Origin of the sequence: Arundinibacter roseus, assembly GCF_004348825.1 — a bacterium.
Lineage (GTDB): Bacteria > Bacteroidota > Bacteroidia > Cytophagales > Spirosomataceae > Arundinibacter > Arundinibacter roseus.
This window is the reverse complement of record NZ_SMJU01000010.1, coordinates 230,646-253,911: the sequence shown is the minus strand read 5'-3', so window position 1 is coordinate 253,911 and position 23,266 is coordinate 230,646. Positions and strand designations below refer to the sequence as shown.

Genomic DNA, 23,266 nt, shown 5'->3' with positions numbered 1-23,266 from the left:
TAAAAACTATATAATTAAAACGATCTCAGCGGGCCGTAGCCATGACCATTTTTATGTCGAGTTTGGCACCAATTTCCAGGACATCCACAAGATCCTGTACGGCCAGATTTTTATCAACCCGCAGCACAACGGTGCGCTCTTCAACATTGGCAAAAATAGAAGCAAGTTGATTTTCAAGCTGTTCCATCGGAACCATGTCTTTATCAATATAATAATTCTTTTGCTCGTCTACCGAAAGGGTGATCTGTTTTTTATACACCTGCTGCGACGACGACGCTTTGGGCAACATCAGTTTGATGACGTTGGGGTTGGCCATTGTCGAGATAATAAGGAAGAACAACAGCAAGAAAAACATGATGTCGTTCAGCGAGTGTGTAAAAACTTCCGGGGCAAATCTGCTTTTTCGGCGTATTTTCATTGGAAATAAAAGCTTGGCTTGGTAGGCAATTTTAAAATAGCGGGTTTATATAAAACCAGGATTCGGGATGTTGGGCGATAATCGTCCTTTTTATCTCGACGCTACCGGGCGCTGCAATACATCCAGAAAATCAGACGCCGCCATTTGTAATTTCAGGGCAAAGCGGTCAATTTTCATGTTGAGCAAGTGATAGCCTGCGTAGGCAATCAGACCAATGATAAGTCCGGTACCCGACGTAATCATTTTTTCGTACATACCGCCGGATATAGTGCTGATATTGAAATCGTTGGAAATAGAGATTTCGTAAAAAATACGGATAATCCCGGAAATTGTTCCCACGAAACCAAGCATAGGTGCGATACCGGCAATAACTCCCAAATAAGGCAGGTTACCTTCCATTCGTTGCAGCTCGATTTGGCTGGCGTTTTCAATGGTACTTTCAATATCTTTAATCGGATAGCCGATGCGCCCGGTGGCGCGTTCGAGGATACGTCCGATGGCATTTCGCTGATTGCGACACAGTGATTCGGCAGATTTTAGATTTCCCTGCTGAATAAAATCCTTAATATTATCTACGAAGGAGGCTTCGATTTTGCCGTTGGTGTTGATGCCCATGAAGCGCTCTACAATAATAAAGAGCGTAACCAGAAACAGAAATCCAAGGGGGAGCATTACCCAGCCTCCTTTCATTAACAGATCAAAAACAGAAAGGCCCTGATCAGCAACGGGTGCGGCCATGGTGGAGTCGGTAAGTGCCTGAAGAAGCATCATATTGGAATAAATGGTGAAAAATTATATTAGCGTAAACGAATGAATGATTTCCTGGTACGGTAATTTCTCAAATAAACGGCTGAGACATTGCCTTATTGTTCTATCTCCAAAGATACCACACGAAAGCGAACGTTGGTTTCGATGAGGTCAGGTAATGTTGCCTGCGAGCATCGCAAAAATAGTAAAATACCGCTACTTGTAAGAATTATGCCGACTACCTTTGAGACAAACAAAACAAATATACGTATGAAGACTCCATTTTTAACTCCTTCGCTGATGCGTCAGCTTCCATTGGCAGTAATCAGTGGACTTGTGATTGCGGCTTCGGGCTTTTTTAGTACGAGTGTCCATATTCCTTTTCTCATCAATATTTTGTGCAGTGCTGGCTTAGGATGGCTGCAACCCCAAAAAGGCTGGCTGTTGGCATTGGTGCAACTCGGGGCCATTATTGGTGGATACTTCCTTATTCATGCAGGAGAATTACTTCCAACCGATCAGCCTGATGTAGCCCGATTTGCTATGTATCTTGCTGCAATTCCCACGTTTGCCGGCAGTTTTATGGGTGGCTTTTTGAAGCGGGCGTTTTTGAAAGAAAAGTGAATTTTATAAATCGTTGATTTGATCCAAATATAATTCTGCCTGCTTGATTATTCCTTCCCGGTCTGCTTCTTTCATGCGTTTCCAGGTAGGATAAACCATCCCAATGCGGGGATTTTTTTGCAGCAAGGCCTCGTGTCGATTGTAAAAATGCCAGTACAAACTATTGAACGGACAGGCTTTTTCTCCAATCTTTTTCTTTTTATCATAAAAACAGCCGTCGCAGTACGAACTCATTTTGTCAATATAATTAGCCGACGATACGTAGGGTTTTGTGCCAATCAGCCCTCCGTCCGCAAACTGACTCATGCCGCGGGTGTTGGTAATCTCGACCCACTCAATGGCGTCAATGTAAATTCCCAGGTACCAGGCGTCCACATCATCCGGATTAATCCCGGCCAAAAGGGCGAAGTTTCCGGTAATCATCAGGCGCTGAATGTGATGCGCATACGCATAATCGAGTGATTGGCCGATGCTGTGCCGCAGGCAATTCATGCGTGTGTTGCCCGTCCAAAACCAGTCAGGAAGGGGGCGGGAGTGTTCAAAATAATTCATCGTGGCAAAGTTTGGCATGTGCGTCCAGTACATGCCGCGCATGTATTCGCGCCAGCCCAGAATCTGCCGCACAAAGCCTTCGACCTGTGAAATATGGACGCTCTCTTGATTCTTTTTCCAATAGTCCACCACCGTTTCGATCACTTCCAGCGGATGTACTAATTTGACATTGAGTACAAACGACAGTCGAGAATGATATAATGCCCAGGCGTGGGGCGTCATGGCATCCTGAAAATCACCAAAATGTACCAGCAGATTTTCTACAAAATAATTTAGTAAACGCAAGCCATCTGCCCGGCTAACGGGCCAGCCAAAATGTTCGGGATCAGCGAGATTTCCCACGGTCTGGATTTTCGCCTGCCGGATCAGGTTCAGAAGTGGACGCACGTCGGTGATGAACAACAGCGGCTCAGGACTTTGGTGCCCGGCTGGAAAAGGCTGGCGGTTGGATGCATCATAATTCCACTGACCCGTCAGCGGCTCTTTTCCATTCATCAAAATGGAATATTTCTGACGCATCATGCGGTAAAACGACTCCATGACAAAGGTTTTCCGGCCTTTAAAATGTGCTTTCAGGTCAGAACGCGAACTCAAAAAATGCTCCGTATCCCAGGCTTCGGACGTAATGCCGGCTTCGTACAAGTCGGCACAAAGCGTTTTTAGCTGACCGTCAAGGCGCCACTCGTCGGGGAGTTGATAGTCAAAATGTGTAAAATCTCCGGTATGAATAATCTCCGAAATATTTTCTGCCAGCTCCTGCTGATTGCCCGGATCGTCGAGTGTATAGTAAATTACCTGATGCCCATTTTGCTGCAAGTACTCCGAAAACACCCGCATAGCCGCAAAAAATGCTACGATTTTTTGAATGTGGTGCACGGCATAATCCGTCTCCTGCCGCATTTCCATCATAAGATAGGTGGTGTCAGAATCGGGTTTTTTGAACCAGGAATGTTCAGAATTTAACTGATCTCCAAGAAGCAGGCGTAGCGTAGGCATTGAGAAAAAAGACTGATGAATGAACTGAGAATCTAACCGATACGCCCCGGTTTAGTTGGCATTGATGCGTATTATTTTGCGGGAAGGCACCACGTGTTTTTTCAAAATTCGAGCTCCTTCCTGCTTCACGAGCGGTTCCTGCCGCATCGCCCAAATGCGGGTTCGAGCCAGTCTATGCGCATTTTCAAGTTCAACGATGGGTTTTGGATACACTTCGTCCAGATGCAGGCCGTACATGGCCTGTTCCATAGCGGTCATTTTCCAGGGTTCGTGCAGGAACGGCAGCGGACAGTTGGCGAGCTCGGGTACCCACTTTTTTATAAATATACCTTCGGCATCCTGCTCGTAGGATTGCTTCACGGGGTTATAAATGCGTACGGTATTGATGCCCGTCACGCCGGTTTGCATTTGAAACTGTGCGTAGTGAATGCCGGGTTCAAAATCCAGAAACAAACTTGCCAAATACACGGCGCCTTCTTTCCACGGCTGCCAAAGCAAATGTGTCAGGAAAGAAACGACCATGGCCCGCATTCGGAAATTGATGTAGCCCGTATGGTGCAGGCACCGCATACAGGCATCTACAAGCGGAAAACCCGTATAACCCTGGGCCCATGCCTGAAATAAATCTGCCCGAAATTCTTTTTTTTGGACATCATATCCGCGATTCAGATTTTCAAATTCTATGCGGGATTCACTTTCGAATTTTTGAATAAAATGACAATGCCAAACCAGCCTGGAAGCAAAGGAGTTGAGGTTTCGTTTGGAGATAATTCCTGCCTGCATCGCCACCCGAAAGCGCTGATACACCATTCGAACCGACACGTTGCCCCAGGCCAGGTAAGGCGAAAGCCGACTGCACCCCCGTCGGCTTGCCTCGGGTTTTGAAATGGATTTGCTGTATTGTGCGGACCGTTGGTCAAAAAAGCTTTCCATGTAGCGGTGCGCAGCCCGCTCGCCTCCCGGTTGAAAAGCCGTGGTTTTTCTGTCAGCAGGCAAGTTTTTCAGGAGTTCAGGAACGGATTCAAAAGGCAGTTCTATGGAAACGGAAACCGTTGAAAGCCGTGAAAGATAGGGTTGGTCTTGCGGAGATTCCATGTAGGAATGCCAATCTTTGACCCACGTTTTACGGCTGGAAAGTCCACGCTGCACGCCATTGTGCTGAAAATCCCGCCAAGGAATCTGATTTTCCTGACAAAATTGCTTTACTGCTTTATCCCGCTGCCAGGTGATTCGTAAACCGGATTCTTCATACGAGTACAGAATCTGAACGGGTGCAGCTGCGTGGAGTTTTTCAAAAACCTCCTGAACTTCACCAACGACTTCACATACAGAAGTTCCGAAGGATTGTAGCTGTTCATTCAGGCAGTCGAGCGACTGACGCACAAACGCCCAATGCCGGGTAGAGTAGTGCGGGTCCGCCAGTAGAGTTGGTTCCCAAATATAGAGCAGCAGCACCGCCTGCCCGTGTTGAAGAGCTTCTTTGAGCGGCGCGTGATCGCGCAGGCGGAGATCGTGCTTAAACCAGACAACATGGAGCGGATGCATAAAAGTATTTAGGTGAAATTAAAACGCTGCCTTCCGTTTTTTTGTTTAAGTCGGCATACCCAATCTTCCAATCCTATGACTCCCGATCAGGTTTTTCAAGTAGTAAGTGCGCTTGTCATGCCGCAGTGGCTGCTTATGGCCGTTGCGCCCCGTTGGTTTGTTACGCAGTTTCTGATCAAATCTTTCCTGATTCCCGTTCTTCTGGCGTGTGTGTATGCCTGGTATTTGTTTTCGGGCGGGCCCGTTGATTTTATGGCATTTAGCACGCTTCAAGGCATCAATGGCATGTTTCAGGCCGGGGGCGATGCCGTCATGTTGGCCGGTTGGATTCACTACCTGGCCTTCGATTTGATTGCAGGGAGCGTTGTGCTGCGTGATGCTCACGAGCGGAATATTCCGCATGGATGGGTGGTAGTGCCCATGCTGTTTTGCTTTATGCTAGGCCCCGTCGGGATTTTGCTCTACTGGATCATCCGAACCATTAAAGCTCAAAAACTGAGCTAAATCCTAAGTCTTAATTCATTTTGTATCTACCTTTGCATCCATAAATACCAAACCAATTTCAGTATTCGTTAATAAAATTGTGAAGCAGCTGACAAGACAAGGCGTGGCCATTGGCTTTTTGTTGCTCATGCTCGTTAAAGCATGGGTTATGCCGCTATTGTACCTCGACTACGAGCTTCGCAAGGATTTTATCGTTGCCAATTTTTGTGTGAATAAAAACCGTCCTGAGCTAAACTGTGACGGCAAATGTTACCTTGCGGCCCGTTTGGCGGCTGTGCAGGAGCAGGAAGAAGAAAAAGCCCAGCGTGATTTTATGTTTAAGTTGCTGGAAAATATCACCGATTGTCGCCCGACGTTTTCGGCCCTTCTTCCCAAACCCAGCGTTGGAAATCTTCTGCCGATGATTTTTTCTGGGTACAAAAATCCTTTCATTGGCAATCCTGCCCTTGCCCCAATTTTTCATCCTCCCCAAACAGCCTGAGCCTGCTTTCTTTTTTCTGATTTTCTCTGTCTAAATTCTGAACAGGATTTGTATCCTTTGGGCTATGAAAAAACTGTTTGCAGGGTTTTTGGCACTAGGAATGGCTGCCTGCCAATCACCGCAGGCACCGGAGGTGGAAATTGAACCAAAACCGCTCTTCGAGCGTCCGGCTAATTTTCCAGAACCTGTCTTTTTGCTGGAATCCAATTCGCTCACACAAGCCGGATTTACCCTGGGCAAGACGCTGTTTTACGACGGCATTTTGTCTCGGGATAGCAGCATTGCCTGTGGCGAATGTCATCGGCAATACTATGGTTTTACGCATCATCTGCACGATTTGAGCCACGGCATCAACGGCCGGACGGGGCTTCGGAATGCCCTTCCGTTGCAAAACCTGGCCTGGTTGAGGTCTTTTCAATGGGACGGTTCTATCGAAAATCTGGAACAACAACCGATTTTTCCGATTGAACACCCGGACGAAATGGATGACAGCATGGAGAATGTGGTGCAAAAACTTCGCTCCGGCACAACCTATCCGGCTTTGTTCAAAGATGCATACGGAACAGAGGAAATCAGTTCGAAAAAAATGCTCAACGCGCTCACGCAATTCATGATGTCGATGGTGTCGGCTGATTCTAAATATGATCAGGTGCTACGAAGAGAAAAGGGCGTTGCTTTCACGGAAATGGAACAGCAGGGAATGCTTCTCTTTGAAGCCAAAGGGTGTGCAAACTGTCATTCCGGTGTTCTCTTTACCGATCAGAGTTTTAGAAATAATGGCCTTGCGCCCTTTGAACGAACCAAAGTTGTTTATGAGAACGGCGTGCCCCGGGTGGAGGTTGTGGTAGATGAGGGGCGTTTTCGGGTTACCGGGCTGCCTCAGGATCGGTTCAGGTTTCGGGTGCCGAGCCTTCGAAACGTGGAGGTAACGTTGCCCTACACGCACGACGGACGCTTTAAATCGCTCAGAGAAGTGCTCGACTTTTACAGCGATGGCGTGCAGGAAAGTCTAACACTTGATCCGCTGCTGCGGCCCAAAATGGCCGGTGGGCGGCCCGGAATCCCAATGAGTGAGGATGAAAAAACAAAGCTCATCGCATTTCTGAAAACTCTGACCGATCACACATTTCTGACCGATAAACGCTTTGCTGAGCCGGATGGATTTCCGGTACGGTAATGCACCAGTTATTTTTTTTATTAAAACATTAATTTTCAAGATCTTAAATAATGAATACTACTATAAATAGTCTGCTTTCCCTGTTTTTTTTAACTGCTTTATTGATTGCCTGTCAGGAATCAAATGTAGAGCCGCTTAACCCGAATGATAAAAACTCGGTGATTCTGGAATTCGACAATCGGGTAGGTGGTCAAAAAATGGCGCTTGGCGAAACTACCTACCGAAATGCTTCCGGAGAAGATTTTACGGTCACTCGCTTCAATTACTTCATCAGCAATGTAGCGCTGAAAAATGCGGAAGGCACCCTGGTGCGCTTTCCTGAGCAATATTTTCTGATTCGTCAGGCCGATCCCGCAACCTGGGAGGCTGAATTAAAGGATGTTCCCGTGGCCGATTATACTGAACTTACTTTTACCATTGGCGTGGATAGTGCCCGAAGTGCTTCCGATATCAGCGCCCGCACGGGTGTGCTCGACCCGGCTTCTTATGGGGAAGATGGCATGTACTGGTCATGGAATTCGGGATATATTTTTGTAAAAATGGAAGGAACTTCACCCGTCATTCCGCTGAATTCTGCGGGCAAAAGGGCCTTTGAACTGCACGTAGGCGGCTACGGTGGACGTGCTGCCGTGGCTCCAAACAATATCCGGACCGTGACATTACCAATGCAAAAAGCGACTGTTCGCAAATCGCTGACTCCTACGGTGCATGTGGTGGCCGATTTTCTGAAAGTATTCAATGGTCCAAATACCATCAAACTTGCCGAAACGTACAGCGTACATAACCCTGCGGCAGCGGGTCCGATTGCGGACAATTACAAAAACATGTTTTTGGTAGATCATGTACATAACGATTAATCGTTTGGCATCGGGAATGGGCTTCGGCCCGTTCCCGGCCAATTCGCTAATGATGTTCGGGTTGGTCGTCGGGCTATTGAGCGGATGTAGCCCTTCTGACGGACCACCTCCTGCGGAGCCGTTGTTTGAGGTGCCAGCCAATTTTCCGGCACCGACCTACGACCTAAGTAAAAACCCGATTACTCAGGAGGGCTTTGAGTTAGGTAGAGCGTTGTTTTATGATCCCATTCTTTCCCGCGATAGGACCATTTCGTGCGGCGAGTGTCACAGTCAGTCGTCGGGATTTACGCACCACGGCCACGATGTCAGCCACGGCATCGACGACCGCAAAGGAACCCGCAATTCCATGCCGGTTCAGAACATGGCCTGGGAATCGGAGTTCTTTTGGGATGGCGGCGTGGGCGACCTGGATTTTGTATCAATTGCACCCATTGAAAATCCCGTGGAGATGGATGAAAAAACGGGGAATGTTCTCGAAAAACTTCGGAAAAGTAAAAGCTATCCGGGCAAGTTCAAGAAGGCATTTGGTTCGGAAGAAATCACCACCGAGCGTTTTCTGAAAGCATTGTCGCAGTTTATGCTGACGCTCGTTTCGGCTGACTCGCGCTATGATAAATTTGTGCGGCAGGAAGGAGAAGTTTTTACCACAGACGAACGTGCCGGACTGACGATTTTTGAGCAAAAATGTGCTTCATGCCATGCAGGAGCCCTTTTTACGGATGGTTCTTATCGAAACAACGGTCTGCCGATTCAAGGTGTTAAGGATTTGGGACGCTACCGCATCACGGAACAGCAAACGGATCGGTATCGGTTTCGGGTGCCTGGCTTGCGCAACGTGGCCGTTACCGCACCCTACATGCACGATGGCCGCTTTTATACCCTTGAAGCCGTCCTGGATCATTACGAAAGGGGCGTACAAAAAACCGAAAATCTGGATAGGCTTCTACAAAAAAATGACCGACCAGGTATTCCACTTTCATCCGAAGAAAAGCGCCAGCTCATTGCATTTTTACATACGCTTACGGATCAATCATTTTTACAAGATACACGCTTTGCGGCACCCTGAACAATGAAAAATACAGGAATTTTACTACTTCTACTGGGCGTTTGTATGGCGGCTCCGCTGCGCGCTTGTGATGTCTGTGGTTGTGCCAACGGTGGGGCTTACTATGGGCTCATGCCGCAGTCCAATCGGGCGATGGTTGGGGTACGTTATACGCATCAGTCGTTTGTAACGCATGCCGAAAGTCAGTATTTGCGTACGTCGGAAACCTTCCAAAGTACAGAACTTTATGGGCGTTTTTTTCCCCTCAAACGGGTTCAGGTATTGGCGTCTTTGCCCTATCGCTTCGATCAACAGTCAACTACTTCGGGCCTGAAAAAACAGCAGGGATGGGGCGATGCTACTGTACTGATGCACTACAATGTACTGAATACTTTTATGGATAGTGAGAAAAACCGTCGGTTCAACCACAGCCTTTTGCTGGGCGGTGGGGTGAAAATCCCTACCGGAAAGTTTCGGTACGATGAGTCTAATCCGCTTGTGGTAGCCAATGCCAATTTTCAACCCGGCACCGGCAGCACGGATCTTATTCTGAATGCATTTTATACCCTCACTTTTGCGCAATGGGGGCTGTCGGCGGTGGTCTCACAGAAAGTTAATTCTACGAATGACCTGGGCTACAAATTTGGCAATCAACTGGCAGGAAATCTGGATATTTTCCGAACATTCACGCTCGGAACAGCCACCCTTATGCCCCACATAGGTGTGTATGCAGAGCATGCCCGGCAGAGCACCGAGGCCGAAATCAGGATTCAGGAAACGGGTGGACATTTAGTTAATGCAACCGCCGGAGTTTCTATGTTTACCAACCGCTGGACTGCCGGACTCAGCCTGCAAAAACCAATGGTACAGGAGCTTTCTAATGGGCATGTTGTAAGCAAAGGACGTGGTCAGGTACAGATCGCCTGGCTGTTCTGAGTGAAGATTTTTTAATTTATTTATAAAATACTAATAATCAATGTGTTAAATAGTACTCTTTTGTTCCAGAGCCATTTTTTGAAAACTAAAATTATGATTTACCGAAATACAATTTTACTCCTGCCAATACTACTTTTGGGCGCATGTACCAATACCGAAAAACAGCAGGTCGAAACGCTGGAAAAGCAGGTCATGATGATTCATGATGCGGTAATGCCCAAGATGGGTGAACTCATGCGGCTGCACAAAAAAACCAGTCAAAAAGTAGCCGAAATGGATAGTTTGTTGCTGCTCACTCCGGCTGATTCCGCACTCACGGCTACCCGGACGCAGGCGCTCGAACTTAGCCTGCAACTCAAAAAAGCCGACGAAGGCATGATGGGGTGGATGCATCAGTATCGGGCCGACTCTCTGAAAGCTCTCCCGACCCCGCAGGCGATTGAGGCCTACACGAAGGAAAAAGAAAAAATAGAAAATGTAAGTGAGCAGATGTTGAAAAGCATTGCCGAAGCAAAAGCTTTTGTTGAAAAGTAATAATATCGCCTTCGTAAACTAGTATTCAGGGAGTAAAAATCACATAGAAGAAACGTGAATTCAGCCTCATAGAGGCTTACCGTTTGTAGAAAAGTTCGCTTGTGAATTACCTTTAAGCTCCGTTAGGAGCGGACCAATTGCCATACAAAAGGGCCGCTCCTATCGGAGCTCACAATCCTTTAATAGGAAACGTATCTACAAATCTCATGCTATACTAATAGGCATCTACCGTTTGGTCACATCTCCACCACCCGACGTACTTCTGAGCACCTTTTTTGGATTCCCCGAGTAGTACACACTTGCCCCGCCGGAGGCACGAGCCGTCAGTTCCATGTCAGCATATACGTATGCATCCGAGCCACCCGAAGCCTCCACCACGACGAGGTCGGCGCGGAGCTGTCCGGCTTTGATATCGCTGCCGCCCGAGGCCGTAGCTTTGACAGACTGCGCCAGGCCTTTAAGGTAAGCATCAGATCCGCCCGAACTGGAAACCGTCAGATTTTTTACATCAAGTTCAAGCCTGATGTCGCTGCCTCCTTCGGCAATGCAGCTCATTTTTTCGGCGCGCAAAACACCCTCAGAGTACACGTCCGCACCTCCTGACGCATGCAAACGTTGGAGAGTACGCACAGTCAGGTGAACTTTCAGGTTTTGGGTTCTGATAAAGTTTCTGCTTAAAGAAATCCTAAGTTCGCCGTTGTCCAGGTCAGTAGTAATAAATTCGAGAATGTTTTCGTCAGCTTCCAGAACGAGTACTTCCTGACTTCCCTGTTTGATATACAAGTCAATGCCTTTATCTATTCGTACCTCGCGCACCCCGCTGATGGGGCGGCGTTCTTTTTGAATTCGGCCATTGCCTTTCAAACCGCTAAGCTGAGCATGGGCCGCAGATAAAAAATTAACCCACAGTAAGAAAACCAGTAAAAGACGAGAGTTCAGCATGAGGAAAATTGTTTAGGATTGATAACACAACCGGAAGATGTAAAAATTGGACGGTAAGTTGCGTGGGCGTTTTATTTTTTGGTAAAAAGGTCCGGGTAAAACGACAGATGCGTTAGTTCGTGGGTTCACATTCCGCTACTCCGCTTTTTCTTCGTAACTTTGTGAGTTGACTTACAGTCAGGATGCCTTTGTATACAGGTACAAGCATCCTATTTACCTTGAATATTAACAGAAAACCGGGCAATTGGCCCTGAATACACATGTTTGAAAACTTACAGGACAAACTTAATACTGCTTTTCGTACCCTAAAAGGGAAAGACCGTATCTCGGATATTAACGTGGCGGCTACTACCAAAGAAGTGCGGCGGGCGCTTGTGGATGCTGACGTGAACTTCAAGGTAGCCAAGGACATCACCGACCGCATCAAGGATAAAGCCATTGATCGGAAGATTCTGATTTCGGTGGAGCCGGGGCAAATGTTTGTCAAGATTGTGCAGGAAGAGCTGACCGAACTCATGGGCGGTAAAGCCGAAAGCATCAACATCAAGGGCGACCCGGCGGTGGTTTTGATCGCTGGTTTGCAGGGTTCCGGTAAAACTACCTTCTCAGGGAAATTGGCCAGTATGCTCAAAAAACAAGGACGGAGTGTACTGCTTACCGCTTGTGACGTGTATCGTCCCGCGGCGATTGAGCAGCTGAAAGTACTCGGTGAGCAGATCGGAGTAGAAGTATATGCTGAACCCGATAATAAAAATGCGGTAGATATTGCTACGAATGCAATGGCTTATGCCCGAAAAATGGGCAAGAAAATCGTGATTGTGGATACGGCCGGACGCCTTGCCGTGGATGAAGTCATGATGCAGGAAGTGGCCGACATTAAAGCAGCCGTAAAGCCAACCGAGATTCTGTTTGTGGTCGATTCGATGACCGGGCAGGATGCCGTAAATACCGCTAAAACCTTTAACGAACGTCTCAACTTTGACGGAGTTGTACTGACCAAGCTCGACGGTGACGCACGCGGTGGGGCAGCGCTGTCGATTCGACAGGTAGTTGAGAAACCCATAAAGTTTATTAGTACTGGCGAAAAAATGGAAGCGCTCGATGCCTTCTATCCCGACCGGATGGCAAGCCGGATCTTGGGCATGGGCGACGTGGTTTCGCTGGTAGAACGCGCGCAACAGGCGTTTGATGAAGACGAAGCCAAGCGAATCAACGCAAAAATGCGTCAGAATAAATTCGATTTTGACGACTTTTTGGGGCAGTTGCAGCAAATCAAAAAGATGGGAAATGTGAAAGATCTCATCGGGATGATTCCGGGCATGGGCAGTGCCATGAAAGATCTTGACATTGATAACGACTCATTTAAACCGATTGAAGCTATTATTCAGTCGATGACCAAAGCAGAACGTGAAACCCCCGAGCTGATTGACGGCAGCCGCAAAAAACGAATTGCCAATGGTAGCGGAACTTCCATTCAGCAGGTCAACAATTTGATCAAACAATTTGATGAAATGCGCCGCATGATGAAGAAAATGAATACGATGCAGGCCCCGGCAGCGATGAAAAAAGCGCTGCGCCGTTGAGCTACCGTTTTCAAACTCTCTTTGTTAAACTTATCCTTCTATCTGCCTCCGGGGACCTTCTGGTCTTCGGAGGTTTTTATTCCCGGTTATGAAAAAAACAAGCGTACTTTTCTTTCTCTTTTGGGTGTTTTCGCAAGGTGTTTTTGGGCAGGCATCGGTAGGTTATTTTCCGTGGAGCGGCCTGCTGAGCGTCAGCACCAATCCGCGTTATGCCGTTTGGCTTGATACCCGCTTTCAGACCAACTCGCTGTTTAGCAGCCTCAGTGTAGACCTGCTCCCGATGATTAACCTCAAACGGGGCGAGATAGTGCAGGTGTATGCGGGCGGCGGTCTGCGTGTCAACCCGCTGTATCGAATTGCCGATCCGGATGCAGCCCTGATAACGGTAGATGGCTACTCGCTGAACGCAGGCGTTCGGATTTCGCCCTTTGCCCAAAACCGGGGTATTCAACTGGCTTTTGAACTGAATCCTTACGTAAAAGATGATTTTGCCAGTGGTGTTCTGAAAAGTCATCTGGGATTGGTTTATGCTTTTCGTGGGAGGAAGAAGGAGTAAGTAATTATTTCCACTTTGGTAAATTATGAGAATGTAAGTAATTGAATTCACAGCGGTACACCAATGCACACTGTTTGTAGCTGATTATTGAAAAATATAGCCTCTAAGTTCTGATGGGAGCCTTTTGAGAGAATCATTATCTCACAATTTTTTAGCTGTCAGCCCGTCACACTTTCGAAGGAGGTATTCCTATTCAGAATATCCTGTGCAGGTAGCCTGGTTAAGCAAAAACATTCTTTAAAAAAAACTTCCGAAAAAATAGCAAGCGTAAAAGGCTGCTTACCAGGCATCTTTTGAGGTTGGAATTGGAGTACTAAACGTTTCTTTCCAATGATTTTGAACCTGAAAGGTTAGGAGTTTTGAGAAGTGATTAGATCTGGGGAATTAAAAAATCTCCAAAAGACCGTATATATCAGATGTATAGAATGCTTCAATTTCAGGTTTCCTACTATGCATAGTATGAGCAATCGATTGAGTAGAAGCATTGCCGATACGAAGAATTATGACTTTGGGAGGAGGACCATATAGGTTAGGAAATCTTTAAAATCTTCATCAAATGTAATAATCAGGTAGCTGTTTTGCCGGGCATATTCCCAAATACCTCGATCTGAGGCAGGAACAGGTAAATTAGTGCGGCTTACATGCAGGCAGCCGGGGAATATCTCTGCAAGTTTTTTTACAATCCGATACGAAATGTTATCATCGAATAGCAACTTCATATCCTCGATATCAGTATTTTGGTGCTTTCTTCCCGATATGCCGCAAATGTGAGTGCAGCCAAAATGTCCTCTCGGGAGAGTGAAGGGAAATCTTCCACAATCTCTTCGGTACTCATTCCACTAGCTAGCCAACCGAGCACATCCTGTACCGTGATGCGGGTACCTTTGATGCATGGTTTCCCAAACCGAACTTCGGGATTAATGCTGATTCGTTCCTGAATTTCTTTCATCTGATTACTCTTTAACCAAAGATACGCATTTTCAAATCTTTGGGGAAGTTGAGGAAATATCTTTGAAAGGCGGCGAGACCGATCCATAAAAACTTACCCAACAAACCCCGGCTGTTCATGAAACAACCGGGGTTTATTAGTTTAAAAGTCTTAAAAATCAGAACGTTTATTCGGGTTAATTCAGGCTGCTAAAAATCCCTTTTTCAAGGTCAGAAGCTTTTCCAAATTGTTTCAGTGCTTCCTGGAACACATTATCCATAGAATTTAGTACCTGAAAAACCTCGTTGTTAAGGCCGTCTTTGCGCATCCTTCCCCATTGATATCGGCCAACGAGTGCTTTGGTTTGCGCCAGAATGAGTGGTTTTGATCGGTTCAATTCTTTTTCATTCAGTTTGATCCCTGCTTTTGACGCATCCTGTACAAGCGCTTTTACCATAGCGTCAGTTACCTTGAAATTATCAAGAAATGCCTGGAACGTCAGTTTGTCCAGAGATTTTTTATTTTCATCTACGTAGCGAAGCGCATATTCCCGAATAATATTTTTGGCATATAGCTCAAACAAAAACTTGCTGTTCATGCTCGTATCGCGGGGTACGAATACATCGGGCATAATGCCGCCACCGCCGTACACGAGTCGTTTTCCATCGGTTTGGTAGCGCAGGGTGGAGTCAAATTTAATGCTATCCGCGCTGAAATATTCCCCGCTATTGAAACGGTCCGACAAATCTTTATTGTAGGTGTCGCCTTTGCCCCGCTCGTAGGGTTTCTGAATGCTGCGCCCGCTCGGCGTATAGTAGCGGGAGATCGTCAGGCGGAGCTCAGAGCCGTCAGACAATTTGATTGGCATTTGAACCAGACCTTTTCCAAACGTACGCCGCCCCACAAGTAGTGCCCGGTCGTGGTCCTGCAGCGCACCGGCCACAATTTCGGAAGCAGAAGCACTGCCTTCATCAACCAGCACAATGACCGGACCTTCTTCAAACATTCCGTCTATTTTTGCATTTGTTTTGCGGTCAAATCGGGTATCTTTTCCGTCGGTATATACCAGCAATTTATTGCCTGAGATCAGCTCATCGGCCATGCTTGTGGCTTTTTCCATATAACCACCCGGATTTCCGCGCAAGTCCAGAATCAATTTTTTCAGTCCGCTGTTTTTCAAAGAGCCCAGTGCTGTTTTGAACTCGTCGTAGGTAGTTTCAGAAAAACGGCTTACTTTAATATACCCAATTTCCTGGTCGACCATGTAAGCCGCATCCACAGAGTAAGTCGGAATGCGGTCGCGTATGAGCGCAAAATCAATGCCTCCTTTCATACCCCGACGGCCTACGTGAAGTTTCACTTCTGAGCCACGCTTGCCACGCAACAGCTTGTAAACCTTAGCATTAGTAACGCCCGGTCCCGAAAGTATTTCATCATTCACTTTCAGGAGTTTATCTCCACTCTGAATACCTGCGGCTTCGGAAGGACCACCGCTGAGGGGTGTTACTACATAAACAGTGTCGTTATATATATTAAACTCAATACCAATTCCGTCAAAACCTGATTCCAGTTGTGAGCGGGCCGACGTAGCTTCTTCGCTATTAAAATAGGCTGTGTGCGGATCCAGTTTTTCCAGCATTTTATGAATTGAAAAATCAACGAGCTCGTCCGTATTCACTGAATCGACGTAGTTATTTTGTACCAGCATGAGCACTTCTCTGAACTTAGCGTAGCCTTTGGCTGCATCCGTAAGTTTTTTCCCGCCACTAAAAAATGTTGCGCCCAGCAACATGCCGGCGGCGAGTGTCAGGCTCAAAATAATCGGAAGACGCACAATTGCACGTGGGTTTTGAATTGGATTTTCAGGAACAGATTGTTTCATCGAGCGTTTCTCAGTCAGGTTCAGCTAGTATTTTATTGAAAATAGTTCCTTAGTTTAACGTAAGGGAGTAACAATTCGTTGCGCAAAAATCGGACACTTTTTTGTGTCTGAAATGTTGTTTTTATAAAACAGATTTTTTTGCAGCCATAGTTGCAAATATATCAATTGCCTCCGGATTTCGCAGGGTATCGCGACTCACCACCCGCTCGGGGAGCTGCCCCATCAGGATTTTTTTAATCGGAGTTTCCAGCTTCTTTCCACTGATTGTGTATGGTACATCCAGCACTTCCTCAATACGATCGGGTACGTGCCGGGGACTAAATTGGGAACGAAGCGTATCGTTTATTTGGGTTTTCAGTTCTGTGGTCAGGTTTCCGGGCTGCGCCAGGACTACAAACAGGGGCATATCGCCACTGCCGTCTTCCTGTTCCAAATAGACCACAAGGCTATCTTTTATTTCAGGAATTTTTTCCAAAGCGCTATAAATTTCGGCGGTTCCAATCCGAACGCCTCCGCGGTTGAGGGTGGCGTCGGAACGACCAAAAATGATGACCGAGCCACGGGGCGTAATCTTAATCCAGTCGCCGTGCCGCCAAACACCGGGATAGGTTTCAAAGTAACTGTTACGGTAGCGCTGATCGTCGGGATCATTCCAGAAATATATTGGCATGGAAGGCATTGGCTGTAAAATCACCATTTCGCCCACTTGATTACTAACCGGCGTGCCTTCTTCGGAATAGGCTTCCAGCTTACAGCCCAGCATCCGACATTGAATCTCACCCGCATAAACTGGCAGTAGCGGGCAGCCTCCCACAAAAGCGCTGCATACATCTGTGCCCCCACTGAGCGAAATCAGCCATACATCGCGGCTGATGTGTTCATAAATCCACTCGTAGGCTTCGGCCGTGAGTGGGGAGCCTGTGGAGCCAATGGTTTGCAGGTGTTTCAGGCGCTCGGTAGGTACAGAAAGGTTGGCTTTTCGACAGGCAATAAAATAGGCCGCACCTCCACCAAAGTGATTGATACGAGCTTTTTCGGCAAAAGTCCAAAGTACCTGTAACGTGGGGAAAGCCGGTGCACCGTCGTACAGGACGAGCGTGGCGCCGGTCAGTAAAGATGCCAGAGAATAATTCCACATCATCCATCCAGTGGTCGAATACCAAAAATAGCGGTCGCCGGGCTTGACGTTCTGATGGAAAGTCAGTGCCTTCAAATGTTCGAGCAGGCAGCCACCCACGCTGTGGGTAATGGCCTTGGGCGCTCCCGTCGTGCCGGAGGAATAAAGAATCCAAAGCGGATGGTCAAAGGGCAAGGGTTCAAAGTCAAGCGCTGTGGTTGGACTATGCAGGATGTCCTCCCACGAGACGGTTCCATCGAGGCTCGCGTCTTTGTCGAGGTAAGGGACCAGTACTGATAATTCTACGGAGGGGAGTTTTTTGATAAGTTTTTGAAAATCAGAAATCTTATCAAAAGTTCGGCCATTGTACTGATAGCTGTCGGCCATGAGCAGCACTTTGGGTTCAATTTGAAAAAAACGATCCAGAATACTGGCTTCGCCGAAGTCCGGTGAGCACGACGACCACACTGCGCCAACGGACTGCGTGGCCAGAAACGCCACTACTGCCTGCGGAATGTTGGGCAGCACAGCCGCTACCCGGTCGCCCCGCTTAACACCCCGCCGCCGGAGCCATGTAGACACGGCTGCCACTTGTTTTTCGAGTGTGTCCCAGGAAATTTCCTGTAACGAATGACGTTCAGATTGAAACACGAGGGCGGGTCGATCGCGGGTTTTGTGTCGAAAAATATGCTCGGCGTAGTTGAGCGTTGCCCGCGAAAACCAACGGGTATGCAACATGTCGGCTTCGGTACGCTCCATGACCGTGAAGTAGGTGTCGTGCGATTTGATTTGAAAAAAATGCCAGAGACTTTCCCAGAAATCTTCGACATCAGTCACCGACCATTCCCACAGATCGTGATAACTTCGGAAAAAGAGTCCTTTTTTTACAAAAAGCCAATCCATATATTTTTTTAAAACAGACTGCTCCATGAGCGCTCTTCCCGGTTTCCAGAGAGGAGTAGACGGCATCGATACGGGCATACGGTTTAGGGGATAAAGATGATCCTGAATTCTATTTACAAACAGTTCTTTTGCCAAAGAATTCCGGCTATAATTTCAGTAAGTACTAACGTGGTTTATGAGAATTTAGGATAAAAAAATGTAGAAAATTATTCATTTAAAAAAATACCGTACCTTTGTGCTCCATTTAAAAAAGAGTTCATAATTTTCTGATAGTCAGACCCATTCTTTCCTTCATTGGCCTTTATTCTACTCATTTTTTAAAAATCAGGAAGTACATACCAAAAATTTGGCAAGAGGAACTTACAATCCAGTAGCGATACTGCATTCCTATGAAAAAACAAAATGATTCTCCCAAAGGCGCCCGTGGTGCGCGCCCTTCTTTTCATGACCGAAAAGAAAAACCAACGTCTGGCAAAGACCGCTCAGACTCAACTAATTCTTTTGGCGATTCGCCCCGTAAATACTCCGGCGCTCCGGATCGGGAACGTACCATGAGGCCCAGGCGTACGCCGGCTGAAAAGCTTTTTAATAAACCCAGCATCAAAAAGTCGGCGCTAGATAAACTAAGAACGGACGTCGAACGACCCACGCGTCGTTTTGAAAAAGAAGACCGTGGACCCCGTCCTGATTTTGACAAAGCCCGTGGCGAGTTTCGTCCGCGTCTGGAAGAACCCGGTAAGGAACGCCCGTTTCGTCGTTTTGAAAAAGACGAGCGTGGACCCCGTCGTGAGTTCGACAAGCCTCGTGGAGAATTTCGTCCGCGTCGGGAAGATTCCGGCAGCGACCGCCCGGCCCGTAGCTTTGGCAAAGACGAGCGCGGTCCGCGTCGTGAGTTCGACAAGCCCCGTGGAGAATTTCGTCCGCATCGGGAAGATTCCAGTAGCGACCGCCCGGCCCGTAGCTTTGACAAAGACGAGCGCGGTCCGCGTCGTGAGTTCGACAAGCCTCGTGGAGAATTTCGTCCGCGTCGGGAAGATTCCGGCAGCGACCGCCCGGCCCGTAGCTTTGACAAAGACGATCGCGGTCCGCGTCGTGAGTTCGACAAGCCCCGTGGAGAATTTCGTTCGCGTCGGGAAGATTCCGGCAGCGACCGCCCGGCCCGTAGCTTTGACAAAGACGAGCGCGGTCCGCGTCGTGAGTTCGACAAGCCCCGTGGAGAATTTCGTCCACGTCGGGAAGAATCCGGCAGCGAGCGCCCGGCCCGTAGCTTTGACAAAGGTACTTCGGTAAAACCTAGCGATAGAAAGCGTGAGGAAGGAACGGGCGAAGGAGAAAGCCGTCGGGTAGGAAAGTTTACACAGCCTCCCCGCTACGATTTTAGTGAGTATCAGGATAAGAAAAAGAAGCATAAAAAAAACACCGACGATGATGTCATGCGGCTTAACCGCTACATTGCCAACGCCGGGATTTGCTCGCGCCGCGAAGCCGACGAACTCATTGAGTCCGGGCAGATTACCGTAAATGGTAAGGTTGTGAATGAAATGGGCTACAAGGTAAAGCGTTCGGATACAATAAAATACGGAAAAAAAGTCTTGAATCCGGAACGGATGGTTTATTTATTGATCAATAAACCGAAAGACTATATCACTACTACGGAAGATCCGGAGGAGCGCAAAACCGTACTTGATTTGATCGACGGCGCCTGTCAGGAGCGGATCTATCCTGTGGGCCGCCTCGACCGAAATACGACCGGACTCCTGCTATTGACAAACGACGGTGAATTGGCCGAGAAACTAACGCATCCATCCGGAAATGTCAAGAAGATTTATCAGGCAGAACTCGACCGACCCATCACAACCGAAGATTTTGAAGCCATGAAAGCTGGTTTTGAACTGGAAGACGGCTTTATCAAACCCGATGAAATTGGGATTGTAACACCTGACGCTATGGTCGTTGGCCTGGAAATCCACAGTGGCCGAAACCGGATTGTACGCCGGATGTTCGAAAACTTTGGCTATGAAGTCAAGAAGCTGGATCGGACGGTCTTCGCCGGCCTGAACAAGAAGGATTTACCCCGTGGAAAATGGAGATTTTTGAGTGAAAAAGAAGTGGTGAAGCTGAAATTCATGCTGTAAACAAACAACAGCTACTGCTGATTAGTGCTTGCTTGTAATTTTCTGAGAGACAAAGAACTGAGCTTTGCATACGACTAAAAAGTGTTGATAGTTCCATGTTCTTGACGTCTCCCGGATTGGTATTTTTTGAGAAATTGATGATGTATTGAAAATTTTGGCATGGTGTTTGTTGGTTGTAGATTGTTTCTGTAAGGTTACCCCAAAAGCATAATATTTTTAAAAAGTTATAGTGGAATATAGCTATATATGGCTTATTTAGATAGAAGTACTAGTCCTGCAAATAGTTTTTTATAACTAGAAGTCGTTTTTTTGGAAACTTGGGTAATTGTGCTGGAAATCCCAAAAAAATACTAAAAATCGTGCCAATTTTTTGGTAGATCAGAATATAAGATAATAGTGTGTGTATAGTGCGGAACAGGGCATGGAGTTTCTCCGTGCCCTATCTTGTTTTCAGGGGTATTGGGAATTCATAAGGAGTTTGATTTTTGCAAACGTTTGTGCATAGCTCATCAAAAGAGCCATAACGAACCATGGAAAGAACAAGAACTGCCCGCCAGTAAGGTTGCTTTCAAAGTAAGGGATGATGAGGAGAGGAATAAAAAAGAGGTACTTACTGGAAAAGTATCGCAGATAAATAAAGAGCGGTCGAAAGACGATTAGATACAGGAAGAATGAAAAGACGATTATGCCTGATCCAAAGAGAACTTCCAGGTAAGAGTTGTGATAGCCTGACCAACCTGAAATAGTTTTTATACGTTCCTTATTGAACATTCCAATTCCTGTCAGCCATAGATCGGGTGTTTCATTAAAATGATCTATCATCGAAGTGGATAGGTTGGCGCGTGGTTCTCCTTTTTCCTGCTGTGACTTGGTTTTTTCAAAACGTGCATTCAGCGCTGACTTAGGATCGTTTAATAAATAAAATACCAATGTAATGGGCAATACTGAAAGTATTAATTTCTGATAGAGAGGAACTTGTTTGTACATGATAAGAAATACAAGACTAACCAAAGCAAGACTTAGCCAGGAAGTACGGTTGCCTGAAATGAGTGCGAGATAGGCAGCAATAGCACTAAAAACAATCAACAGGATTCGTCGCCAAACGGGTAAGGAAACGTTCCGAAGCAAATCCATGCTCGTGAGTAAAAATATAGTTCCAGACCAACCATAGTGATTAGACACAAAGGCAGATTCTTCGTTTTCAGCAGAAACAAAATATATGTTTGTATCTGTCAGGCTACCACCAGTTATAAAAAAACTTATGATGGGAATAAAGTAAATCCAATTGATAATGTCCAGGAAAGCATGAAGTACTTCACGAATCGAATAACGCAATAGCAACGCACCCATAGAAAAAGCAACGTACAAAAATGGAATGATAAATGTTAACACCCCCAGGATGGAGTTTAGGGGGTTAGCCGATAGAAGAGCAAAGGCAATAAAAATCAGGCTCAAAGCCGCAAGCGGTTGCAGATAATGGGATAGTAGTTTTAACAGAGTGTTGTTCTCTTTTAACAAATAGAAGATTGAAATCAGGAGAAAAGAATATTTCAAATACCGCATAGGTGTTACACTAGCCATGCCCGTGAGCACCCCAAGCGCATAGCCAAATATGACCAGCGCCATATTGAAAGACAGCAGCCAAAACAGCGGATGCCGAATAACGGAATCGGGCGGCGTTGCAGAACTCAAAGGGATAGTATTTCTAAAAAGGTGTCGAACATCCTGTATGGGCTAAAATTCTGAACTTGCTGATAGGCATGAACGATTTTCTGAGTTCGGATAGTTTCCTGCGTGAGGCATTCTTCAATTGCAGCCGCTAATGCAACGGCATTGTTTGGCTCCACCAGCCATCCGCATCGTCCGTAATCGAGTACTTCCGGAATGCCCCCGACCCAGGTTGAAACCACCGGAACTCCCTGTGCCATAGCTTCCAGATTGGCCACGCCTAATGCTTCTTTTTGCGAAGGAACACAAAATAGATGTGTGTTTGCCAAAAGACGTTGAACATCGGCTTGTGGTATTTTTCCTAAAAAATGGCCTTCTACATTTGAAATTGTCGCTACTCGGTTCATAATCCGTTCTTTGTCTGATTGATTAGGGCCTATCAGGGTAAGTGTAAAACGGAAAGGAAGCAGTGAGAGTGCTTCCAGGAGCGTAAAAAGTCCACCTCGAACATAATCGTTTTTCACGAAAAGTATCTGAATTGGTTCAGAAGGAGAAATCTTTTTTGGAGAAGGGCCTTCAACCAAAGGAAGCTCAACGGCTTTGTATAGTCGATGCACTTTGTGGGCAGGCAGGCGATAGGCCTTTTCCAGGGTAGTTTTTAAATAATCAGAATTTACAATAATTGCGGGTGCCCGCTTTGCCATGAGCTTTTCGCTCTGATGAAACAACCAACGTTTGATCCGAATAAATAAGGATTTTTCCTGCCTCACAGCAGCTATTGCGTTATTGTCGTCGTTAATCATTCCGATGGTACGTTCAAACCGATAGGCACTCCAAAGTCCCACGAGGGCATGATTATAGACCAGCACATCAAACGGAAACCGGGCACGAATGCGCATCGCCTCCCGGTGGTACGCCCACATGCGAATAAATTGACTGACAGGAGATTTTTTCCAAAAAGTTGGAAGTTTTACCTTGTGAACGTTGGGTCGAGGTGTTTGAATGTCTTCGGTCAGAATGTGTAATTCGTGCGCAGGATAGAGCGCATTGATTTGTAAAATCAAATGGGCAAATTTGACCGGACCGTTTTCTATAATTTCAAAAACATTGGTACAAAAAAGTATTTTCATGAGATT

21 protein-coding genes and 1 pseudogene are annotated in these 23,266 nt (G+C 46.7%); 11 read left to right on the top strand and 11 right to left on the bottom strand.

The features are described from left to right. Positions 1-25: 25 nt before the first annotated feature. On the bottom strand, positions 26-418 hold the full coding sequence (locus EZE20_RS17200) for an ExbD/TolR family protein (protein WP_132119914.1): 393 nt from the start codon (positions 416-418) through the stop codon (positions 26-28). A gap of 90 nt (positions 419-508) precedes the next feature. Beyond that, entirely contained in the window at positions 509-1,189 is a 681-nt protein-coding gene (locus EZE20_RS17195) for a MotA/TolQ/ExbB proton channel family protein (RefSeq protein ID WP_132119912.1), read from the bottom strand. Between the two features lie 246 nt (positions 1,190-1,435). Here EZE20_RS17195 and EZE20_RS17185 point away from each other — a divergent pair, with 246 nt between their 5' ends. Then, positions 1,436-1,789, top strand: coding sequence for a hypothetical protein (locus tag EZE20_RS17185; RefSeq protein WP_132119910.1), 354 nt, complete (start codon positions 1,436-1,438; stop codon positions 1,787-1,789). A 3-nt stretch (positions 1,790-1,792) separates the two neighbouring features. Here EZE20_RS17185 and EZE20_RS17180 read toward each other — a convergent pair whose 3' ends face one another. Both EZE20_RS17180 and EZE20_RS17175 read right to left on the bottom strand, forming a co-directional pair. Further along, complete coding sequence (locus EZE20_RS17180) at positions 1,793-3,337, bottom strand: cryptochrome/photolyase family protein (RefSeq protein ID WP_132119908.1); 1,545 nt, start codon at positions 3,335-3,337, stop codon at positions 1,793-1,795. 51 nt (positions 3,338-3,388) lie between these two features. After that, complete coding sequence (locus EZE20_RS17175) at positions 3,389-4,882, bottom strand: cryptochrome/deoxyribodipyrimidine photo-lyase family protein (protein WP_132119906.1); 1,494 nt, start codon at positions 4,880-4,882, stop codon at positions 3,389-3,391. 75 nt (positions 4,883-4,957) lie between these two features. Between EZE20_RS17175 and EZE20_RS17170 the strand changes: the two genes are divergently transcribed. The 7 genes from EZE20_RS17170 to EZE20_RS17140 all read left to right on the top strand — a co-directional run bounded on the left by EZE20_RS17170 (position 4,958) and on the right by EZE20_RS17140 (position 10,416). After that, the gene (locus EZE20_RS17170; protein ID WP_132119904.1) at positions 4,958-5,386 is read left to right on the top strand and encodes an ABA4-like family protein; all 429 of its coding nucleotides are present in this window, start codon (positions 4,958-4,960) and stop codon (positions 5,384-5,386) included. A gap of 79 nt (positions 5,387-5,465) precedes the next feature. Continuing rightward, positions 5,466-5,867: a hypothetical protein gene (locus EZE20_RS17165; RefSeq protein WP_132119903.1), complete on the top strand. Its 402-nt coding sequence runs from the start codon at positions 5,466-5,468 to the stop codon at positions 5,865-5,867. 64 nt (positions 5,868-5,931) lie between these two features. Next, on the top strand, positions 5,932-7,044 hold the full coding sequence (locus EZE20_RS17160; protein ID WP_132119901.1) for a cytochrome-c peroxidase: 1,113 nt from the start codon (positions 5,932-5,934) through the stop codon (positions 7,042-7,044). A 50-nt stretch (positions 7,045-7,094) separates the two neighbouring features. Next, entirely contained in the window at positions 7,095-7,901 is an 807-nt protein-coding gene (locus EZE20_RS17155; protein ID WP_132119899.1) for an MbnP family protein, read from the top strand. After that, complete coding sequence (locus tag EZE20_RS17150) at positions 7,885-8,967, top strand: cytochrome-c peroxidase (protein ID WP_228713841.1); 1,083 nt, start codon at positions 7,885-7,887, stop codon at positions 8,965-8,967. The genes EZE20_RS17155 and EZE20_RS17150 overlap by 17 nt, the downstream gene beginning before the upstream one ends. Before the next feature lie 3 nt (positions 8,968-8,970). After that, the gene (locus EZE20_RS17145) at positions 8,971-9,882 is read left to right on the top strand and encodes a hypothetical protein (RefSeq protein ID WP_132119896.1); all 912 of its coding nucleotides are present in this window, start codon (positions 8,971-8,973) and stop codon (positions 9,880-9,882) included. 93 nt (positions 9,883-9,975) lie between these two features. After that, positions 9,976-10,416, top strand: a complete 441-nt coding sequence (locus EZE20_RS17140) for a viral A-type inclusion protein (protein ID WP_132119894.1) — start codon at positions 9,976-9,978, stop codon at positions 10,414-10,416. 225 nt (positions 10,417-10,641) lie between these two features. On the opposite strand, the gene EZE20_RS17135 is transcribed toward EZE20_RS17140, so the two are convergent. After that, positions 10,642-11,358 carry a head GIN domain-containing protein gene (locus EZE20_RS17135; RefSeq protein WP_132119893.1) on the bottom strand — a complete coding sequence of 239 codons (717 nt, stop codon included), beginning with the start codon at positions 11,356-11,358 and terminating at the stop codon, positions 10,642-10,644. A 260-nt stretch (positions 11,359-11,618) separates the two neighbouring features. Between EZE20_RS17135 and ffh the strand changes: the two genes are divergently transcribed. Beyond that, complete coding sequence (gene ffh / locus EZE20_RS17130) at positions 11,619-12,941, top strand: signal recognition particle protein (protein WP_132119892.1); 1,323 nt, start codon at positions 11,619-11,621, stop codon at positions 12,939-12,941. A gap of 88 nt (positions 12,942-13,029) precedes the next feature. Then, positions 13,030-13,497: a hypothetical protein gene (locus EZE20_RS17125; RefSeq protein WP_132119891.1), complete on the top strand. Its 468-nt coding sequence runs from the start codon at positions 13,030-13,032 to the stop codon at positions 13,495-13,497. A gap of 384 nt (positions 13,498-13,881) precedes the next feature. Here EZE20_RS17125 and EZE20_RS17120 read toward each other — a convergent pair. The 4 genes and pseudogenes from EZE20_RS17120 to EZE20_RS17105 form a co-directional block, all read right to left on the bottom strand. Beyond that, positions 13,882-14,216: pseudogene (locus EZE20_RS17120) on the bottom strand (DUF5615 family PIN-like protein). Continuing rightward, positions 14,213-14,446: a DUF433 domain-containing protein gene (locus EZE20_RS17115; protein ID WP_132119889.1), complete on the bottom strand. Its 234-nt coding sequence runs from the start codon at positions 14,444-14,446 to the stop codon at positions 14,213-14,215. Before EZE20_RS17115 ends, EZE20_RS17120 begins: the two are co-directional and overlap by 4 nt. A gap of 175 nt (positions 14,447-14,621) precedes the next feature. Beyond that, on the bottom strand, positions 14,622-16,307 hold the full coding sequence (locus tag EZE20_RS17110; RefSeq protein WP_132119887.1) for a S41 family peptidase: 1,686 nt from the start codon (positions 16,305-16,307) through the stop codon (positions 14,622-14,624). Between the two features lie 121 nt (positions 16,308-16,428). Further along, complete coding sequence (locus tag EZE20_RS17105) at positions 16,429-18,405, bottom strand: acetoacetate--CoA ligase (RefSeq protein ID WP_228713839.1); 1,977 nt, start codon at positions 18,403-18,405, stop codon at positions 16,429-16,431. Positions 18,406-18,716: 311 nt separating this feature from the next. On the opposite strand from EZE20_RS17105, the gene EZE20_RS17100 reads away from it, so the two are divergent. Beyond that, the gene (locus tag EZE20_RS17100) at positions 18,717-20,462 is read left to right on the top strand and encodes a pseudouridine synthase (protein WP_228713837.1); all 1,746 of its coding nucleotides are present in this window, start codon (positions 18,717-18,719) and stop codon (positions 20,460-20,462) included. 450 nt (positions 20,463-20,912) lie between these two features. Here EZE20_RS17100 and EZE20_RS17095 read toward each other — a convergent pair whose 3' ends face one another. Both EZE20_RS17095 and EZE20_RS17090 read right to left on the bottom strand, forming a co-directional pair. Further along, on the bottom strand, positions 20,913-22,154 hold the full coding sequence (locus EZE20_RS17095) for an O-antigen ligase family protein (RefSeq protein ID WP_132119884.1): 1,242 nt from the start codon (positions 22,152-22,154) through the stop codon (positions 20,913-20,915). Beyond that, positions 22,151-23,260, bottom strand: coding sequence for a glycosyltransferase family 4 protein (locus EZE20_RS17090; protein ID WP_132119882.1), 1,110 nt, complete (start codon positions 23,258-23,260; stop codon positions 22,151-22,153). Before EZE20_RS17090 ends, EZE20_RS17095 begins: the two co-directional genes overlap by 4 nt. Positions 23,261-23,266: the final 6 nt, after the last annotated feature.

What these genes read in the sequence shown, in the direction of transcription:
- EZE20_RS17200 (WP_132119914.1), bottom strand. Translation starts at nt 418, where the DNA reads ATGAAAATACGCCGAAAAAGCAGATTTGCCCCGGAAGTTTTTACACAC.
- EZE20_RS17195 (WP_132119912.1), bottom strand. Translation starts at nt 1,189, where the DNA reads ATGATGCTTCTTCAGGCACTTACCGACTCCACCATGGCCGCACCCGTT.
- EZE20_RS17185 (WP_132119910.1), top strand. Translation starts at nt 1,436, where the DNA reads ATGAAGACTCCATTTTTAACTCCTTCGCTGATGCGTCAGCTTCCATTG.
- EZE20_RS17180 (WP_132119908.1), bottom strand. Translation starts at nt 3,337, where the DNA reads ATGCCTACGCTACGCCTGCTTCTTGGAGATCAGTTAAATTCTGAACAT.
- EZE20_RS17175 (WP_132119906.1), bottom strand. Translation starts at nt 4,882, where the DNA reads ATGCATCCGCTCCATGTTGTCTGGTTTAAGCACGATCTCCGCCTGCGC.
- EZE20_RS17170 (WP_132119904.1), top strand. Translation starts at nt 4,958, where the DNA reads ATGACTCCCGATCAGGTTTTTCAAGTAGTAAGTGCGCTTGTCATGCCG.
- EZE20_RS17160 (WP_132119901.1), top strand. Translation starts at nt 5,932, where the DNA reads ATGAAAAAACTGTTTGCAGGGTTTTTGGCACTAGGAATGGCTGCCTGC.
- EZE20_RS17155 (WP_132119899.1), top strand. Translation starts at nt 7,095, where the DNA reads ATGAATACTACTATAAATAGTCTGCTTTCCCTGTTTTTTTTAACTGCT.
- EZE20_RS17150 (WP_228713841.1), top strand. Translation starts at nt 7,885, where the DNA reads ATGTACATAACGATTAATCGTTTGGCATCGGGAATGGGCTTCGGCCCG.
- EZE20_RS17145 (WP_132119896.1), top strand. Translation starts at nt 8,971, where the DNA reads ATGAAAAATACAGGAATTTTACTACTTCTACTGGGCGTTTGTATGGCG.
- EZE20_RS17140 (WP_132119894.1), top strand. Translation starts at nt 9,976, where the DNA reads ATGATTTACCGAAATACAATTTTACTCCTGCCAATACTACTTTTGGGC.
- EZE20_RS17135 (WP_132119893.1), bottom strand. Translation starts at nt 11,358, where the DNA reads ATGCTGAACTCTCGTCTTTTACTGGTTTTCTTACTGTGGGTTAATTTT.
- ffh (WP_132119892.1), top strand. Translation starts at nt 11,619, where the DNA reads ATGTTTGAAAACTTACAGGACAAACTTAATACTGCTTTTCGTACCCTA.
- EZE20_RS17125 (WP_132119891.1), top strand. Translation starts at nt 13,030, where the DNA reads ATGAAAAAAACAAGCGTACTTTTCTTTCTCTTTTGGGTGTTTTCGCAA.
- EZE20_RS17115 (WP_132119889.1), bottom strand. Translation starts at nt 14,446, where the DNA reads ATGAAAGAAATTCAGGAACGAATCAGCATTAATCCCGAAGTTCGGTTT.
- EZE20_RS17110 (WP_132119887.1), bottom strand. Translation starts at nt 16,307, where the DNA reads ATGAAACAATCTGTTCCTGAAAATCCAATTCAAAACCCACGTGCAATT.
- EZE20_RS17105 (WP_228713839.1), bottom strand. Translation starts at nt 18,405, where the DNA reads ATGCCCGTATCGATGCCGTCTACTCCTCTCTGGAAACCGGGAAGAGCG.
- EZE20_RS17100 (WP_228713837.1), top strand. Translation starts at nt 18,717, where the DNA reads ATGAAAAAACAAAATGATTCTCCCAAAGGCGCCCGTGGTGCGCGCCCT.
- EZE20_RS17090 (WP_132119882.1), bottom strand. Translation starts at nt 23,260, where the DNA reads ATGAAAATACTTTTTTGTACCAATGTTTTTGAAATTATAGAAAACGGT.